The following is a 15,713-nucleotide window of genomic DNA, read 5'->3' on the forward strand; positions in this document are numbered from 1 at the left end:
AAAACGCTTTCTGTTCTAGTCATGTTTTCGTCATCGGAGGGGCTGACCATGCGTTCGATCTGGATCGTTTCCGCCTTTGTTCTCGGGCTTGCCGGAGCTGCCCAGGCTCAGACTGCGCCGCCGGCAAAAGCGCCGGTTTCGACCACTGCTACGGCGGCGACGGATGAGCCGATCCCGCGCACTGAGCGGGCCAAGGCCCGGCAAGATTGCGTGGCCGAAAATGTCGCGCTCACCGGCGATGATCTGCGCGCGGCCATGCGGATCTGCATGCAGGGCAAGTTTCCGGGCGTGCAGCTTTATGCCCGCGACGGGGTCACGCGGGACGGCAAGCCGACGGCCGTGGCGGCGCGGGCCGCCTGCAAGGACGAGGTCGACGGGCGCAAGCTGGAGGGCTCGGAGCGGATCGCGGCGCTGACCGCCTGCTTCAACGGCAAGCGGCCGGACCTCGCGCAGCGCTCCGAATGCCGCAAGGAGGCGCGGGCCAAGGGGCTCGACGGCGCCGATCTGCGCAAGGCGGTCGATGCCTGCGCCCGCGAAGCCAAGGGCTGAGCGGTTCGCGGACGCGATGATGCCATGATCGGCTTGCAGTGGATCGCCTCGGCGATCCGGGTTAAAGCGCCGGTATGGACCTCATCATCTTCGATCTCGACGGCACGCTGATCAATTCCGAGGCGATCATCCTCGGTGCGCAATTCGAGACCTTCAGGCGCTGCGGCCTGGTGCATCCGGGCCGCGAGGCGGGGCTCGGCATCGTCGGGCTGACGCTGGACATCGCGCTGGCGCAGCTTGCCGGGCTCGTGGAGCCCGACGATGTGCTGACCGAGACCTATCGCCAGGTCTTTAGCGCGATGCGCGTGCAGGCGGAGAACGACCCGTCGCTCGACGAGCCGCTCTTCGCGGGCGTCGCCGAGACGCTGGCCGAATTGAAGCGCCATAGCGGGCTGAAGCTCGGCATCGCCACCGGCAAGTCGCGCAAGGGCGCCGAGTTCATCGTCGCCCGGCATGGCTGGCAGGGGCTGTTCGACACGGTGCAATCGGCGGACGACGCGCCCTCGAAGCCGCATCCCGGCATGATCCAGCGGGCGATGGCGGAGACGGGCGCGGCACCCGAGCATACGGCGATGGTCGGCGACAGCTCCTTCGATATCGAGATGGCGGTGGCCGCCGGCGTGGTGCCTGTCGCGGTGTCCTGGGGCTTCCAGCCGGCCGAGAGGCTCGTTTCGCTCGGTGCCCGGCATGTGCTGCGCGAGTTCCGGGAGTTGCCCGCGGCATTGGGTTTGCCGAAGACCGTGGCGGCGTAAGGCCTCCCGGGGCTGAACGCTACGGCTTCCAGGCGCTCTCTGTCATTCCAGGGCGCCGCACGTGCGAACCCGGAGCCCACCACGGATTGCGAGATTTCACGCCGGATTGGTGGCGGCTCACTCCGTCGTGGGTTCCGGGTCATTCGCGGATTTTATCTCTGGGCCGATCGACGGTCGAACCCGACGGCAAAGCCTCCGGGGCGACAAGAGCGCCTCTTGGGAGCGCCTATGTTAGGTCGCACCGACGACGAGGAATGTCCTTCAGTGCGCTCGGATTTTGTCCGGGTTGCCTGGATGATTGCGGGCTGTGGCGATCACCCCTGGCTCTCTAGCCGGCACTGGTCGTGGCGCCCGTTCTCGATGCCCGTGGCGCCGCCAGTAACCTCCTCGCAACCAAGCCGACTCAGTTTCGTTTAACCTGAATAATCGTTCAGATTTGCGCGTTAACCACCTGATGCCGAGGCGGGGTTCATAGTGTTCCCACAACAGGGACGTACCGGCACAAAACAACGCCGGACAGGGGTTCAAACATGATGGATCATGAGCTTCGTGAATTCGTCGATCGCGTGATGGATCGTCGCGCGATCGACGAAGAAGACGTCAAGATGCTTCAGCGCAGCATCTTGAGCGACATCGTCATCACGCGGGACATCGTCGATGTGCTCATCGCACTCGACCGGGCCGTGCCGCAAAGCTGCAAGGCCTACGCGGATTACATGGTGGCGCTGGTCGTCGATTTCGCCGTCTGGGAGAACCGTCCGACCGGCGTGATCGACCGCGACAAGGCCCATTGGCTGGTCACGACGCTCTCGGCCGGCGAGGGGCCGACCGCCACCGCCCAGCGCATCGCCTTCGAGATCGCTCGCGAAGCCGAGCATTGCGACGAGACGCTGCTCGCCTTCGCCTTCGCCAAGGGCGCGGCGAAGGATGTGGTCCGCGCCGGTGTCGGCGCTGCGCCGCGCGTCCTGCTCGCAAGCTGAGATCAAGGGGAGCGGACCGAAAAGCGGTATTCGCTTTTCGGATGGCTGCGATGGCAAGACGGATCGATCGCGATTTTGCGCGCGGTCAGACGCACGGCGATCAAGCATCGTTCTCGGGCTTGACCCGAGAACACAGGCAGGAAGAGGAAGGCGCTTTCTGCAAGAGATGCCCGGGCGAGGCCCAGGCATGACGCGTCGAGCGGGGCTCCCGCCGAGAGCCACCGACACCCGGAGCCTGTGCATCCTTGCACAACGGCTTAGCCGATAGCCGACTTTCGCATCGGTGGACGGCAGTTGCGGCATCCCATAGACCCCGGCTATTGCAGTCTGGTCTGAAGCCGGGAGTGGCCGCGCATGTTCTCGAAGATCCTGATCGCGAACCGCGGCGAGATCGCCTGCCGTGTCATCAAGACGGCGCGGCGGATGGGCATCAAGACGGTCGCCGTCTATTCCGATGCGGATCGCGATGCGCTGCATGTCGAGATGGCCGACGAGGCCGTTCATATCGGCGCTGCGCCCGCCGCCCAGTCCTACCTGCTGATCGACAAGATCATCGATGCCTGCAAAGCAACTGGAGCGCAGGCCGTGCATCCCGGCTACGGCTTCCTGTCGGAGCGCGAGGCCTTCGCCCAGGCCCTCAAGGATAACGGCATCGTCTTCATCGGCCCCAATCCCGGCGCCATCGCCGCGATGGGCGACAAGATCGAATCGAAGAAGGCGGCGGCTGCGGCCAAGGTTTCCACGGTGCCGGGCTTCCTTGGCATCATCGAGAGCCCCGAGCATGCTGTGACCATCGCCGACGAGATCGGCTATCCCGTGATGATCAAGGCCTCGGCCGGCGGTGGCGGCAAGGGCATGCGCATCGCCCATTCTTCGGGCGAGGTGGCTGAGGGCTTCGCCCGCGCCAAGTCGGAAGCGGCGTCCTCCTTCGGCGATGACCGGGTCTTCGTCGAGAAGTTCATCGTCGATCCCCGCCATATCGAGATCCAGATCCTCGGCGACAAGCACGGCAACGTCATCTATCTCGGCGAGCGCGAATGCTCGATCCAGCGCCGCAATCAGAAGGTTCTGGAGGAGGCGCCGTCGCCGCTGCTCGACGAAGCGACGCGCAAGAAGATGGGCGAGCAGGCCGTCGCGCTGGCCAAGGCCGTGAACTACGACTCGGCCGGGACGGTCGAGTTCGTCGCCGGGCAGGACAAGTCGTTCTACTTCCTGGAAATGAACACCCGCCTCCAGGTCGAGCATCCCGTCACGGAGATGATCACCGGCATCGATCTCGTCGAGCAGATGATCCGCATCGCCTATGGCGAGAAGCTCGCGATCACGCAGGCGGACGTGAAGCTCGACGGCTGGGCGGTCGAGAGCCGCGTCTATGCCGAGGACCCGACCCGCAACTTCCTGCCTTCGACCGGGCGGCTCGTGACCTATCGGCCGCCGAGCGAGGGGCCGGATGGCGAGGCGGTGGTGCGCAACGATACCGGCGTCTTCGAGGGCGGCGAAATCTCGATCTATTACGACCCGATGATCGCGAAGCTCGTGACCCATGCCCCGACGCGCGAGGCGGCGATCAAGGCGCAGGCGCGCGCGCTCGATGCCTTCGCCATCGACGGCATCCGCCACAACATTCCCTTCGTCGCGGCGGTGATGCAGCATCCGCGCTGGATCGCCGGCAATCTCTCGACTGGCTTCATCGCCGAGGAGTTCCCGGAGGGATTCTCGCTGCCGGTGCCGCAGGGTGAGACGGCGCGGCGCATGGCCGCGATCGCGATCGCCTGCGACCACAAGCTCAACCAGCGCAAGCGCCATGTTTCGGCGCAGATGGAGGGCTGGCGCAAGGTCTCGTTCGACCGTGAAAGGATCGTCCAGCTCGGGGCCGAACGCTTCGAGGGCGAGGTGACGGAGCAGGGCGGGGCGGTGCTCATCGCCTTCCCGGGCCGCAGCGTCAGCGTGGTCAGCGACTGGGTCCCGGGAGAGCCGGTCTGGCATGGCACGCTCGACGGCGTGAAGGTCGCGGCGCAGGTCCGGCCGATCCTGAACGGGGTCGCGCTCGGCCATGCCGGCGCCTATGCCAACGCGCATGTCTATACGCAGCGCGAGGCGGAGCTCGCTGCGCTGATGCCGGAGAAGGTGGCGGCCGATACCGGCAAGTTCCTGCTCTGCCCGATGCCGGGCCTGGTCAAGTCGATCGCGGTCGCGGTCGGGCAGGAGGTCAAGGCCGGCGAGCCGCTCGCCATGGTCGAGGCGATGAAGATGGAAAACGTGCTGCGCGCCGAGAAGGACGTCACCATCGCCAAGATCCTGGCGAAGGAAGGTGATTCGCTGGCCGTCGATGCCGTGATCATGGAATTCGCCTGAGGATATCGTTGCGCCGTCGGGCGGAGTCGGAGGAGCCTGTCATGCTGACGATCTGGGGCCGATTGAGCTCGATCAATGTCCAGAAGGTGGTCTGGGCCGCAGGTGAGGCCGGGCAGGCCTTCGAGCGCATCGATGTCGGCGGCCCGTTCGGCGGCCTCGATACGCCGGAATACCGGGCCATGAACCCGAACCGGCAAATTCCGGTGCTGCGCGACGGCGAACTGACCCTCTGGGAATCGAACAGCATCCTGCGCTATCTCGCCGCCCGCTATGCTGCGGGTGTGCTCTGGGAGGAGGATCCGGCGCGGCGCGTGCTCGCCGACCGCTGGCTGGACTGGATGCTGTCGGAGCTTCAGCCGGCGATGGCGCCGGTGCTCTGGGGCGTGGTGCGCAAGGTCGCGCCCTTCACCGATCCGAAGGCGATCTCCGATGCGATCGGGAAAGCCGAGGCGCTGATGGCGATCCTCGAGGCGCAATTGGCGGACCGGCCCTTCCTCGCCGGCGAGCGCTTCGGCATGGCCGATATCGCGGTCGGCTGCGGCGCGCATCGCTGGCTCAACATGCCGGTCGAGCGGATCGCGCGGCCGCGGGTCCAGCAATGGTACGAGACGCTCTTCGCGCGTCCGGCGGCGCAGGCCGCTCTGCCGTTGCCGATCGCGTGAGGTCGCGCGACGGCGCTTGATCGCGCCACAGCCGCTGGCATGATGGCGGCATGAGCGCCCTTCGGACGATCCTGATCCTGTGCAGCTTCGCCGCCGTCGTACCGGCGACCGCGCAGAATTCGCCGACGCTGCGGAGCGATCTCGCGGTGCTGTCCGGCTGCCTGCGCGAGAGCGGCTCGTCGCCGTCGGCCTGTATCGGTGCGGTGGCCGTGACGTGCGTGCGCGCCGCCAGCAACGACCCGCGTGGGGCCGAGGCGGCTTGCGCCCGGCGCGAGGAAGCGGCCTGGCGCGAGCGATTGACGGCCGCGCTGCAAGTCGCCGGGCGGTCGCTCGATGCCGGTCAGCGCAGCCGGCTCGCGGCGCTGCAACTCGCCTGGGAGAGCTATGTCACGCAGAAATGCGCCTTCTACGGTGCGACGCAGCGCGAGGCGTTGCAGGCCGGGCGGCAGGCCGGCTGCGAATTGCGCGAGGTTGCCGGCCGGGCGATCGAGCTGGCGAAGGCCCTGCCGCAAAGCAGCCGTGAGCGCCCGCAATCGCCGCCGCAGATCATCCGCTGAGCTCTCCTCACGAGCCCTCATCCTGAGGAGCCGTTCCCTTCGCAATGGCGTCTCGAAGGACAGTCCAGGAGGTTCGGAAGCGCGCTGGAGCATGTTTCGCGACGCCGCTGTCGCGGCTCCTCGGGATGAGGGCTGGCGGAGCAAATGGGTCGGCATTCGTTCCCGGTTCAGAAAGCCGTCAGCATTTGCCGGTAGGAGTTGAGCGGTCTCCTCTCAGCCCGGGCCCGCGATGTTCTTCGTTCTTTCAAAGGTCGTCTGGTTCGTCCTGTCGCCCGTCAATTTCGCGATCCTTCTCGCTGGGCTTTCGGGGCTCATGGCCTTCACGCGCTTTGCCCGGCCGGCCCGCTGGGTTGGGCTGATCTCGCTCGTCGCGCTTGGCCTGATGGCGTTCAGCCCCTTGCCCCGCGCCGTCCTCAGACCGCTGGAAGACCGCTTCCCGCAGCGGGATGCGCGAAAGGAGCCGGTGACCGGCATCGTCGTACTGGGCGGCGCCATCGGCGTCTCGCGTGGCGATGTCGCGATGAGCGCCTCGGCGGCGCGCATGACCAAGGCGGTCGAGCTGGCGCGGTTGCATCCGCAGGCGAAGCTCGTCTTCACCGGCGGTGCGGCCAACCTGATCTCGGAAGCGACCGTGACCGAAGCGGACGGTGCGAGGCTGCTGTTCGAAGGCCTGGGTATCGATCCTTCCCGGCTCATCCTGGAGGACAAGTCGCGCAACACGCGCGAGAATGCGACCTTCACGCGCAAGCTAGCCAACCCCAAGCCCGGTGAACGCTGGCTCCTGGTGACATCCGCCTGGCATATGCCGCGCTCGATGGGCGTCTTCCGCAAGGCCGGGTTCGCGGTCGAGGCCTTCCCGGTCGACTACTGGTCGAGCGGCGAGGCCGACGATTTCATCCGGCCCTACAGCCGCGCGCCGCGCGCGCTCGAAGTCGCCGATAACGGCTTCAAGGAATGGGTCGGTCTCGTGGCCTATCGGCTCGCCGGCTACACCGATGACCTCTTCCCGGGGCCCTGATCAGGGCGCTGTCGGCAAGACCAGCCGATAGACGCCGCGGAAGTCGTCGGGGTCGACCGGCCGGCCTTTGCGGGTGATGAGGAGCCTGCCCTCCTTCATCAGCTTGACGGCGGCGCGGCGCACCGGCTGCATCAGCGGCCCCCAGCCGTCGGGATGGTCGCCGCCGAGACGCCGGGCGACATCCATCGGCGAGATCGTCAGGCCCGCTTCGCGCTGGGCCAGCAGATCGAGGATCGCGCTTTCGATCGCCTCGGGCTCGGTGCTCATGATTGGCTCGGATAGGTGAAGACGCGGGCGGCATCGGAGGCGTATTGGCGCCGATACATCGCGACCAGGACCGCGGCGGTGAAGCCGATGAAGGTCACTGGGCCGAGGAACCAGCCGAGATAGGCGAGCGCGAAGAAGAAGGCGCGCTGGCCGCGGTTGAAGTGGCGGCCGGCGGCGATGTTCATCTCGATCGTCTCGTGTACGGCCTGGGCCATCTTCACCTCGTCCTTGCTGTCGAAGGGCGGCAGGGCGCCGAGCAGGATGACGCAGTAGTTGAACAGCCGATACGCCCAGGCGAACTTGAAGAAGGCGTAGCCGAAGATGCAGACCAACCCGATGATCTTCAGTTCCCAGACGGAGCGAAGGGTCATCGGCACGAAGGGCAGGTCGCTGAAGATAGCGACGGCCCGGTCCGTGGCGTTCAGCAGGGCGAGCGTGCCGCCGATCGCGAGCAGCGAGGTGGAAGCGAAGAAGGCAGTGCCGTTCTGAAGCCCGCCCATGACTTGCGTGTCGACGATCCGCACCTCGCGGTGCGCGGATTCGTGGATCCAGCGGGCGCGGCGCAGGTTCATCCGCATGTTCAGCGTCCTGGCCGCATGCGGCCCGAGCTCGACGACATAGTGATAGCCGACCCAGGAGGCCGCGAAGAAGGCGAGGGCGATGACGTCCAGGTTGCTGAAACCGAGCATGCTGCCGCTCTGCCATTTCGAGGGCCGGAGAGGCAAGCAGCTTGTCGTGAACCCGCGCGGGCGACAAGCCGGGCGGCATTGACGCTGCTGCGGCGAGCCGCCACGGTGCGGCCGGAATCGGGGAGGGCGACAGCCATGCCGCAGACCATCACCAAGGGCTACAAGGCGCTGGTCGCTGAGGCCGAGAGCCGGATCGAGACCTTGTCGGTCGCGGAGGCGCAGGCGCTGCTCGGCAGCGACGAGGTGGTCTTCGTCGACCTGCGCGATCCGCGCGAGCTGGAGCGGGAAGGGCGGATGCCCGGCGCGTTCCACTGTCCGCGCGGCATGCTGGAATTCTGGATCGATCCGGAAAGCCCGTATGCCAAGCCGATCTTCAGCCAGGACAAGCGCTTCGTCTTCTTCTGCGGCGGCGGCTGGCGCTCGGCCTTGGCGGCGCAGACCGCGCAGGAAATGGGGCTTGAGCCGGTCGCGCATGTCGCCGGCGGCTTCGGCGCCTGGAAGAAGGCCGGTGCGCCGGTCGATATGGCCCCGGCCGACAAGAAGGGCTGAGAGACCGCGCCTTGTCCCATTACGTCATCGTTCTGCTGGTCGCGGCTTTCGTCTTCCGCAAGCCGCTGGGCAGATTGCTCGCGCGGCGCTGGCCCAATCACGCCAAGCGCCAGCAGGTGCTCGGCACGATCATCGCCGCCTTCCTGCTGGTGATCGCGGTCCGTCTCTTCGCGCTGTTCTGGTGAAACGGCCAGCCTTCGAGCCTGCGTCGTTCTCGCGGAAGCACGCCGTCATTCCGGACAAGCCGCGATAGCGGCGCCGATCCGGAAGCCACGAGCGGCAGTGCGCTCTGTGATAGATCCCCGGTCTAGCCCGGGATGACGAAGCGTTTCCTACAAAATCGGCAAAGCGCGACGTCGTCCTGTTCCAGGCAGTCGTTCGGGATGAAGCAGGGCAGAGATCCAGAATCCATACCCGACACGACCGGATGCATTCCGGACCAGGTCAGGCCCGAAGCGACGGCGGGAGTGCTCCCGCCGTCGAACGTGGTTTTCAGGCCGCGCTCTTGATCGCGACGGTCGGCACGAGGCCGGCGGCGTCGACGCCGCGGGCTTCGCCAACCAGCCGGGCACCGGCCTTGGTCGCGAGGAAATCGGCGAGGACAGCGTCTTCCTGGCGCACGAAGCCCTTGGCGGGCAGCTTGCCGGCGAGGAAGAGCTCGACCATCGCGACGCAGCCGGCGGCGGTGGTGAGCTGGATCGCGCCGAGCTCGTCATTGCCGTCATAGCGCAGCACGACGCTCTCCTCCTCGAGGCGGCCGCGACGCTCGCCGACGCCGGTCACGAAGATCACGACCACGTCCTTGCGGGTGAAGGGGGCGGAATGGCCGAGGATGCGGCGCATGGTCTCGCGGTCGTCGGCGAGGTCGAGGTCGCGCAGCAGGAGCTTCATGATTTCGGCATGGCCGGGATAGCGCAGCGTCTTGTAGCTCATGTTGCGCACCTTGCCGGCCAGCGTCTCAGTGAGGGTACCGAGGCCGCCCGAGGTGTTGAAGGCCTCGTAGGCGACGCCGTCGATCATCACGCTCTCGATGCCTTCGAGTGCCGGCACCAGGGTCGGCTGGCCGTCGAAGACGATCTCGCAGGGGTTGCAGTATTCGTTGATCAGGCCGTCGACCGACCACGTCACGTTGTAGCGCAAAGCATTGGTCGGATAGAGCGGCAGCGCGCCGACGCGCATCTTGATGGTGCGAACGTTCTCGAAGCGGGCGGCCATGTCGGCGCCGAGGATGCAGATGAAGCCCGGGGCCAGGCCGCATTGCGGGACGAGCGCGACATCGGCGGTCTCGCCGAGTTCCTTGACATATGCGGTGGTGGCGACGTCCTCGGTCAGGTCGAAATAGTGGGTCTTGGTCTCGGCGGCGACCTTGGCGATGCCCTTGTTGAGGAAATACGGGCAGGCGCTGACCACGATGTCACGGTCTTTCAGGAAAACGCGGAGCGCGTCGAGATTCGAGGCGTCGACGGTCTCGGTGGCAAAGCGGCTGCCGGCCGCGTGCTTGAGCTGCGCGGCCGAGGCGTCGGCCAGCGTCACCTGATGGCCCTGCTCGGCCAGCATGCCGGCGATGATGACGCCGATCTGGCCGGCGCCGAGCACGGCAATGCGCTTGTGGATGGTCATGTCTCGATCTCCTGGTTGAGTCTCGGGTCGGCCAGGAGCCTCCCCCTGATCCGGATCATCGCCGCAAGCCGCGCAGGCTTTAACGGGCGGATCGCCGGGGGACGTGGTTATGATGCTTCAATTCGATGGGATATGGGCGAAGGCGATGGGAAACCACGGAAGCCTTGCCGCGCCCCCTCAGCGTTCGAACTTGCGAGCCAGAATCACCGAGGACGTGGTCCGGCGCACGCCTTCCATTTCCGCGATCCAGTCGATGATCGTATCGAGGTCGCTGGAGGTCTCGCATTCGATCTTTACGCTCAGGTCGAAATGCCCGCTCAACGTATGGCATTGCACGATTTCGGGCCGCTTTTTCAGCGCCGCGACCACACCGCCCTGCTGTTTCATCTCGAGTTCGATCAGGATCAGCGCCGAGATCGTGGTCGCCGGCCGGCTCGCCTTGCCGAGGATCGTGGTGTAGCCGGCGATCACGCCGTCGCGTTCGAGCCGGCTCAGCCGCCCTTGCGCCGTCGCCCGGGAGACGCCGAGCTGCTTGGCGATCTCGGACAGGGGCAGGCGGGCGTTCTCGGTGAGGATGCGGATGAGCTCGCGGTCTTTCGCGGCGTCTGACGGCCGTGCCATGTCGTCTCCAGCGGTTCGGCGGGCCGTCATATAGCAGGGAAACGAAGGCCTGTCGCAAGGGTGCCGGTGAGCCGTGGAGAGCGGGCCGATCTTCCTCAACGGCAGCGACGCGCCGAAACCTTGCCCGAAAAGGAACATCTTGTGGTCCGAAGCATTGCTCACGCGCCGGAGGGGACTTGCTTCGGGGCGCAAATCGGAGTGGCATGCCGACCGGCGGCAGCACGCTTTGCCATGGAGAACGCCATGTTCAGGACTCTCATTCTCGCATCCGCATCGGCCTTCGCGCTCGTCTCCTTCTCCGTGGCGCCCGCCTCGGCGCTGACGATGAAGGAGTGTAGCGTCAAGTATCAGGACGCCAAGAAGGCCAATACGTTGAAGGGCCAGAAGTGGAACGACTTCCGCAAGGCTCAGTGCGGCGACGACGACGCCAATGACGATGAGGCCGCGGCTGCGATGCCGGCCGAGCCGGCGAAGCCTGCCGCTGCTGCGCCCGCTGCTTCGGCCACGGCTGCCGCTCCTGCCGCCAAGCCCGCCGCGATGCCGGCCGGCAAGGCCAAGCCTGCCGTCTTCCCGAAGACCGTCTCGCAGAAATACTCCAGCGAGACCGCCGGCAAGGCGCGCCTCAAGACCTGCGTCGACCAGTACAACGCCAACAAGGCGGCCAATGCCAACGGCGATCTGAAGTGGATCGAGAAGGGCGGCGGCTACTGGAGCCAGTGCAACACCAAGCTGAAGGGCTGATCGCCCGCTGAACGGCCGTTTTCCGAACGCCGCGCCGCAAGGCGCGGCGTTTTTCGTCGCGGTGTGCTTTGCCTTCAAGACTGCGCGGGGTCATGCCCGGTAAGTCGCGATAGCGCTGCGGGCAGGGACTGCGCCGGGGGCTCCGGCCCAGCCGAAGCCGACCCCTTGCGTTTTCCGATGCGAGCCCTGCCAGGGAAGCCGCCGGGACTCAACCTTGCCTTGAAATGAGCGAAGACACCCCGTGCAACCATTGCATGAGAGGTGGGCTTGCGTTCTGCCCAACAATCAGGCATTTTCCTTCGCCTTGGCTCCAACTCAAGAAAGGGAGGGCTGAATGAAATTCAACATCGCTGCCCCTCCCATGCGACCAACCAAGCACTAGGTCGGTCTTGCACGAGGCCCGCCTGCGGGCGGTCTCCTGAGCCTTTTTCCAACTTTTGTCTTTCATTGCCGGAGCCGGCGCGCGTCGTCGTCTCTGCCTGATTTCGGAGTCGGCGGCCGTCTCGGCGCCGAATGACGCTATGTCTCACGATACTCAAACCGGGCGGCGGGAGCCGTTCCGGGCTGTTCTCGGCTTCACGTTTAAGCATTGGGCGCGCCAGCCCGGGCAGGTCGCGTGGGTGGCCGGCGTCACCATCGCCGCTACGCTCGCGGAGCTGTTCACGCCGGTCTATGCCGGCCGCCTCGTCGATGCGGTGTCCGGCACTGCGGGCTCGGGCGGCACGGAAGCGGCGCTGGGGGCGCTCGGCGCGATGATGGTGCTCGCCGCCATCATGGTTGTCGGGCGGCATTTCGCCTTCACCGGCATCACCACGATGACGCTGCGCACGATGAGCGACGTCTCGCAGGAGGCTTTCGCGCGCCTGCAGCGCTTCTCGACCGACTGGCACGCGAATAATTTCGCGGGCTCGACGGTGCGCAAGATCACGCGCGGCATGTGGGCGCTCGACCTGCTGAGCGACACGGTCCTGATCGCGCTGCTGCCCTCGCTGGTCATCCTGCTCGGCATGACGGCGGTGCTGGCCTGGCACTGGCCGGCGATGGGGCTGGTCGTCGCGCTCGGCGCTCTCGCCTATATCGGGCTGACGCTGGCGCTCTCGCTGCGCTTCGTCGCGCCGGCGGCGCGTCTTGGCAATGCCTGGGATACGCGTCTGGGCGGCGCGCTGGCCGACGCCATCACCTGCAACCCGGTGGTGAAGGCCTATGGCGGCGAGGCACGCGAGGACCTGCGGCTCGCGACGGTCGTCTCCAAGTGGAGCCTGCGGACGCAGCGCGCCTGGCTGCGCGGCACCTGGTCGGGCACCGGCCAGAACGTCGTGCTGCTGGTGCTGCGCGCGGCGGTGATCGGCCTGGTGATCTGGCTCTGGGCGAACGGGCAGGCCTCGCCTGGCGATGTCGCGTTCGTGCTGACGGCCTATGCGGTGGTGCATGGCTACCTGCGCGATGTCGGCCAGCACGTCCATAACCTGCAGCGGTCGGTCAACGACATGGAGGAGCTCGTCTGGATGCACGACCTTCCCTATGGCGTGCCGGACCGGAAGAGCGCTGTGGACATGAGCGTGACGGCGGGCGAGATCGCCTTCGAGGACGTGACCTTCCATTACGGGGGCCATCACGATCCGCTCTACCGCGATTTCTCGCTGACCATCCGTGGCGGCGAGAAGGTCGGCCTCGTCGGCCGCTCGGGCTCCGGCAAGACGACCTTCGTCAAGCTGGTGCAGCGGCTCTACGACGTCACCGCGGGCCGCATCGCGATCGACGGGCAGGATATCGCCGATGTCACGCAGGCGTCACTGCGCCAGCAGATCGCGATCGTGCAGCAGGAGCCGGTGCTGTTCCACCGCTCGCTGGCGGAGAACATCGCCTATGGCCGGCCGGGCGCGAGCCTGGCGCAGGTCGAGCAGGCGGCGAAGCTCGCCAACGCGCATGAGTTCATCATGCGCCTGCCCAAGGGCTACGCCACGCTCGTCGGCGAGCGCGGCATCAAGCTCTCGGGCGGCGAGCGGCAGCGCGTCGCGCTGGCCAGGGCCTTCCTGGCCGATGCGCCGATCCTGATCCTGGACGAGGCGACCTCGAGCCTCGATTCGGAATCGGAGGCGCTGATCCAGCAGGCGATCGAGCGCCTGATGGAAGGCCGCACCACGATCGTGATCGCGCATCGTCTCTCGACGGTGCGGGCCATGGACCGCATCCTGGTCTTCGATCGCGGCCGGGTGATCGAGGAAGGCCCGCACGAGGCCCTGCTGACCCGGCAGGACGGCGCCTATCGCGCGCTGTTCGAGAAGCAGGTCAGCGAGCTGGCCAAGGGGCTGGCGGCTTAACCGCCGCCAGCTCTCCCTCTCGTCATGGTCGGGCTTGTCCCGACCATCCACGTCTTCGCTGGTCGAAAGTCGCGTTCAAGACGTGGATGCTCGCCACAAGGGCGAGCATGACGGAAGGGGCGTCACTTCGGCGCCAGCGCCCTTGGCCTGACGCCTTTCACCGGGCCGGGCGGCAGCGCCGCGTCCGCATCCTGATTCAAGCCCTTCAGATCGAGATTCGGCTTGGTCAGAAAACGATTCAAGCCAGCGATGTAAGTCTCTGGCAAGCCGAAATGTTTTGCCCCGGCGATGACCGTTTCCATATAGCCGGGCTTCGGCCGTCCGGGGTCGCCGGAGCGGCCGATATAGATCAGCGCGCGCTTGGCGCCGCCTGTCACGATCACCGGCTGATTGATCTTCAAATAGAGCCCGCTGGCGAGCTCCTCGAACTTGTCGAGCACGCGCATGTCGCTGAGCGAGCAGTCCCAGAGCACGCCATGGACCTCCTCGCGCGGATCGCGGATCACCGAGGCATAGCCGTCGCGCGTGACGATGAAGCGGTGTCGCGGCAAGCGGGCCGGGCCGAGCGGCCGCGCCTTCGGGCAGCGCTCGGCCATTCCGAGCGGGTCCATGTTGAGGCCGTAGGCGAAATAGAGGGGCATCGGGGCCTCACGTCATTCTCGGGCGAAGCGCAGCGCAGACCCGAGAATCTCTTGCTGGATGAGGCGCTCTCTTCAAGCCGTAGCCATCTCGTCCAGCGATGCCCGGGTCAAGCTCGGGCATGACGGCGGAGCGTTTTCATTTCGTCTTGTTGAACAGCTCCCGGCCGATCAGCATGCGGCGGATCTCGCTCGTGCCGGCGCCGATCTCGTAGAGCTTGGCGTCGCGCAGCAGGCGGCCGGTCGGGTAGTCGTTGATATAGCCGTTGCCGCCAAGGAGCTGGATCGCGTCGAGCGCGACCTGCGTCGCCTTCTCGGCCGCGATCAAGATGGCGCCGGCGGCGTCTTCGCGCGTGGTCTCGCCGCGGTCGCAGGCCTTGGCCACGGCATAGACATAGGCGCGGCAGGAATTCATCGCGACATACATGTCGGCGACCTTGCCCTGGACGAGCTGGAACTCGCCGATCGACTGACCGAACTGCTTGCGCTCATGGACATAGGGCATGACCACGTCGAGCGCCGCCTGCATGATGCCGAGGGGGCCTGCCGCCAGCACGACGCGCTCGTAGTCGAGGCCGGACATCAGCACGTTGACGCCGCGCCCGACGGTGCCGAGCACGTTCTCCTCCGGCACCTCGCAATCCTGGAAGACGAGCTCGCAGGTGTCCGAGCCGCGCATACCGAGCTTGTCGAGCTTCTGGTGGGTCGAGAAACCCTTCATGCCCTTCTCGATCAGGAAGGCGGTGATGCCGCGCGGGCCGGCTTCCGGGTCGGTCTTGGCGTAGACGACCAGCGTCTCGGCGATCGGGCCGTTGGTGATCCACATCTTGTTGCCGTTGAGGACATAAGCGTCGCCCTTCTTGTCGGCGCGGGTGCGCATCGAGACGACGTCCGAGCCCGAGCCGGGCTCCGACATGGCCAACGCTCCGACATGCTCGCCCGAGATCAGCTTGGGCAGGTATTTCCGCTTCTGCGCCTCGTTGCCGTTGCGGCTGATCTGGTTGACGCAGAGATTCGAGTGGGCGCCGTAGGAGAGGCCGACCGAGGCCGAGGCGCGGCTGACTTCCTCGACCGCGATGCAGTGCTCGAGATAGCCGAGCCCCGTACCGCCATACTCCTCCGCGACCGTCATGCCGTGAAGGCCGAGCGCCCCCATTTCCGGCCAGAGATCGCGTGGGAACTGGTTGGTCCTGTCGATCTCCTCGGCGCGCGGGGCGATCTTCTCCTGGGCGAAGGCATGGACGGTGTCGCGGATCGCGTCGGCTGTCTCGCCGAGGTCGAAATTGAACGGGCGCGGCGCGTTGGCAAGCATGAGGTCCTCCCGGGTCGAACGACTTTGGCAGCCTGGATGCCGGCCGCCTTGCCGCGAGCTTACAGACCGGGAATGCGGGTGT

Annotated in this window: 17 protein-coding genes; 11 read left to right on the forward strand and 6 right to left on the reverse strand. The window is 66.5% G+C overall.

Features of this window, described 5'->3' with window-relative positions:
• The first annotated feature begins 48 nt into the window (after positions 1-48).
• The 7 genes from JHD80_RS14615 to JHD80_RS14645 all read left to right on the forward strand — a co-directional run bounded on the left by JHD80_RS14615 (position 49) and on the right by JHD80_RS14645 (position 6,873).
• Positions 49-549, forward strand: coding sequence for a hypothetical protein (locus tag JHD80_RS14615; RefSeq protein ID WP_199088579.1), 501 nt, complete (start codon positions 49-51; stop codon positions 547-549).
• A gap of 74 nt (positions 550-623) precedes the next feature.
• The gene (locus JHD80_RS14620; RefSeq protein WP_199088581.1) at positions 624-1,301 is read left to right on the forward strand and encodes an HAD-IA family hydrolase; all 678 of its coding nucleotides are present in this window, start codon (positions 624-626) and stop codon (positions 1,299-1,301) included.
• A gap of 530 nt (positions 1,302-1,831) precedes the next feature.
• On the forward strand, positions 1,832-2,281 hold the full coding sequence (locus tag JHD80_RS14625) for a hypothetical protein (protein ID WP_199088583.1): 450 nt from the start codon (positions 1,832-1,834) through the stop codon (positions 2,279-2,281).
• A 354-nt stretch (positions 2,282-2,635) separates the two neighbouring features.
• A complete protein-coding gene (locus tag JHD80_RS14630) occupies positions 2,636-4,636 on the forward strand; it encodes an acetyl-CoA carboxylase biotin carboxylase subunit (protein WP_199088585.1) in 2,001 nt (666 codons plus the stop codon).
• Positions 4,637-4,677: 41 nt separating this feature from the next.
• Positions 4,678-5,298 (forward strand): glutathione S-transferase family protein, encoded by a 621-nt coding sequence (locus JHD80_RS14635; protein WP_199088587.1) that lies wholly within the window; start codon positions 4,678-4,680, stop codon positions 5,296-5,298.
• A gap of 50 nt (positions 5,299-5,348) precedes the next feature.
• The gene (locus JHD80_RS14640; RefSeq protein ID WP_199088589.1) at positions 5,349-5,855 is read left to right on the forward strand and encodes a lysozyme inhibitor LprI family protein; all 507 of its coding nucleotides are present in this window, start codon (positions 5,349-5,351) and stop codon (positions 5,853-5,855) included.
• A 229-nt stretch (positions 5,856-6,084) separates the two neighbouring features.
• Positions 6,085-6,873, forward strand: coding sequence for a YdcF family protein (locus tag JHD80_RS14645; RefSeq protein WP_199088591.1), 789 nt, complete (start codon positions 6,085-6,087; stop codon positions 6,871-6,873).
• Here JHD80_RS14645 and JHD80_RS14650 read toward each other — a convergent pair whose 3' ends face one another.
• Entirely contained in the window at positions 6,874-7,140 is a 267-nt protein-coding gene (locus tag JHD80_RS14650; protein ID WP_199088593.1) for a DUF3253 domain-containing protein, read from the reverse strand.
• Complete coding sequence (locus tag JHD80_RS14655; protein ID WP_199088595.1) at positions 7,137-7,829, reverse strand: DUF599 domain-containing protein; 693 nt, start codon at positions 7,827-7,829, stop codon at positions 7,137-7,139. Before JHD80_RS14655 ends, JHD80_RS14650 begins: the two co-directional genes overlap by 4 nt.
• Before the next feature lie 135 nt (positions 7,830-7,964).
• On the opposite strand from JHD80_RS14655, the gene JHD80_RS14660 reads away from it, so the two are divergent.
• Positions 7,965-8,378: a rhodanese-like domain-containing protein gene (locus JHD80_RS14660; protein WP_199088597.1), complete on the forward strand. Its 414-nt coding sequence runs from the start codon at positions 7,965-7,967 to the stop codon at positions 8,376-8,378.
• A gap of 11 nt (positions 8,379-8,389) precedes the next feature.
• A complete protein-coding gene (locus JHD80_RS14665) occupies positions 8,390-8,563 on the forward strand; it encodes a hypothetical protein (protein ID WP_199088599.1) in 174 nt (57 codons plus the stop codon).
• 307 nt (positions 8,564-8,870) lie between these two features.
• Here JHD80_RS14665 and JHD80_RS14670 read toward each other — a convergent pair whose 3' ends face one another.
• Together JHD80_RS14670 and JHD80_RS14675 are read right to left on the reverse strand one after the other, a co-directional pair.
• A complete protein-coding gene (locus JHD80_RS14670; protein ID WP_199088601.1) occupies positions 8,871-9,998 on the reverse strand; it encodes a saccharopine dehydrogenase family protein in 1,128 nt (375 codons plus the stop codon).
• A 177-nt stretch (positions 9,999-10,175) separates the two neighbouring features.
• Positions 10,176-10,619 carry an Lrp/AsnC family transcriptional regulator gene (locus JHD80_RS14675; RefSeq protein ID WP_199088603.1) on the reverse strand — a complete coding sequence of 148 codons (444 nt, stop codon included), beginning with the start codon at positions 10,617-10,619 and terminating at the stop codon, positions 10,176-10,178.
• Between the two features lie 243 nt (positions 10,620-10,862).
• Here JHD80_RS14675 and JHD80_RS14680 point away from each other — a divergent pair, with 243 nt between their 5' ends.
• Entirely contained in the window at positions 10,863-11,360 is a 498-nt protein-coding gene (locus tag JHD80_RS14680) for a hypothetical protein (RefSeq protein WP_199088605.1), read from the forward strand.
• A gap of 521 nt (positions 11,361-11,881) precedes the next feature.
• Positions 11,882-13,681 carry an ABC transporter ATP-binding protein gene (locus JHD80_RS14685; protein ID WP_199088607.1) on the forward strand — a complete coding sequence of 600 codons (1,800 nt, stop codon included), beginning with the start codon at positions 11,882-11,884 and terminating at the stop codon, positions 13,679-13,681.
• A gap of 122 nt (positions 13,682-13,803) precedes the next feature.
• On the opposite strand, the gene JHD80_RS14690 is transcribed toward JHD80_RS14685, so the two are convergent.
• Positions 13,804-14,322: a gamma-glutamylcyclotransferase family protein gene (locus tag JHD80_RS14690; protein WP_199088609.1), complete on the reverse strand. Its 519-nt coding sequence runs from the start codon at positions 14,320-14,322 to the stop codon at positions 13,804-13,806.
• A gap of 136 nt (positions 14,323-14,458) precedes the next feature.
• A complete protein-coding gene (locus JHD80_RS14695) occupies positions 14,459-15,631 on the reverse strand; it encodes an isovaleryl-CoA dehydrogenase (protein WP_199088610.1) in 1,173 nt (390 codons plus the stop codon).
• Positions 15,632-15,713 lie beyond the last annotated feature (82 nt).

Origin of the sequence: Allobosea sp. ASV33 (genome assembly GCF_016428755.1) — a bacterium.
Taxonomy (GTDB): Bacteria; Pseudomonadota; Alphaproteobacteria; order Rhizobiales; family Beijerinckiaceae; genus Allobosea.

Excerpts from the sequence above, each read along its gene's own strand:
- JHD80_RS14615 (WP_199088579.1), top strand. The coding sequence starts at position 49 with ATGCGTTCGATCTGGATCGTTTCCGCCTTTGTTCTCGGGCTTGCCGGA.
- JHD80_RS14620 (WP_199088581.1), top strand. The coding sequence starts at position 624 with ATGGACCTCATCATCTTCGATCTCGACGGCACGCTGATCAATTCCGAG.
- JHD80_RS14625 (WP_199088583.1), top strand. The coding sequence starts at position 1,832 with ATGATGGATCATGAGCTTCGTGAATTCGTCGATCGCGTGATGGATCGT.
- JHD80_RS14630 (WP_199088585.1), top strand. The coding sequence starts at position 2,636 with ATGTTCTCGAAGATCCTGATCGCGAACCGCGGCGAGATCGCCTGCCGT.
- JHD80_RS14635 (WP_199088587.1), top strand. The coding sequence starts at position 4,678 with ATGCTGACGATCTGGGGCCGATTGAGCTCGATCAATGTCCAGAAGGTG.
- JHD80_RS14640 (WP_199088589.1), top strand. The coding sequence starts at position 5,349 with ATGAGCGCCCTTCGGACGATCCTGATCCTGTGCAGCTTCGCCGCCGTC.
- JHD80_RS14645 (WP_199088591.1), top strand. The coding sequence starts at position 6,085 with ATGTTCTTCGTTCTTTCAAAGGTCGTCTGGTTCGTCCTGTCGCCCGTC.
- JHD80_RS14650 (WP_199088593.1), bottom strand. The coding sequence starts at position 7,140 with ATGAGCACCGAGCCCGAGGCGATCGAAAGCGCGATCCTCGATCTGCTG.
- JHD80_RS14655 (WP_199088595.1), bottom strand. The coding sequence starts at position 7,829 with ATGCTCGGTTTCAGCAACCTGGACGTCATCGCCCTCGCCTTCTTCGCG.
- JHD80_RS14660 (WP_199088597.1), top strand. The coding sequence starts at position 7,965 with ATGCCGCAGACCATCACCAAGGGCTACAAGGCGCTGGTCGCTGAGGCC.
- JHD80_RS14670 (WP_199088601.1), bottom strand. The coding sequence starts at position 9,998 with ATGACCATCCACAAGCGCATTGCCGTGCTCGGCGCCGGCCAGATCGGC.
- JHD80_RS14675 (WP_199088603.1), bottom strand. The coding sequence starts at position 10,619 with ATGGCACGGCCGTCAGACGCCGCGAAAGACCGCGAGCTCATCCGCATC.
- JHD80_RS14680 (WP_199088605.1), top strand. The coding sequence starts at position 10,863 with ATGTTCAGGACTCTCATTCTCGCATCCGCATCGGCCTTCGCGCTCGTC.
- JHD80_RS14685 (WP_199088607.1), top strand. The coding sequence starts at position 11,882 with ATGTCTCACGATACTCAAACCGGGCGGCGGGAGCCGTTCCGGGCTGTT.
- JHD80_RS14690 (WP_199088609.1), bottom strand. The coding sequence starts at position 14,322 with ATGCCCCTCTATTTCGCCTACGGCCTCAACATGGACCCGCTCGGAATG.
- JHD80_RS14695 (WP_199088610.1), bottom strand. The coding sequence starts at position 15,631 with ATGCTTGCCAACGCGCCGCGCCCGTTCAATTTCGACCTCGGCGAGACA.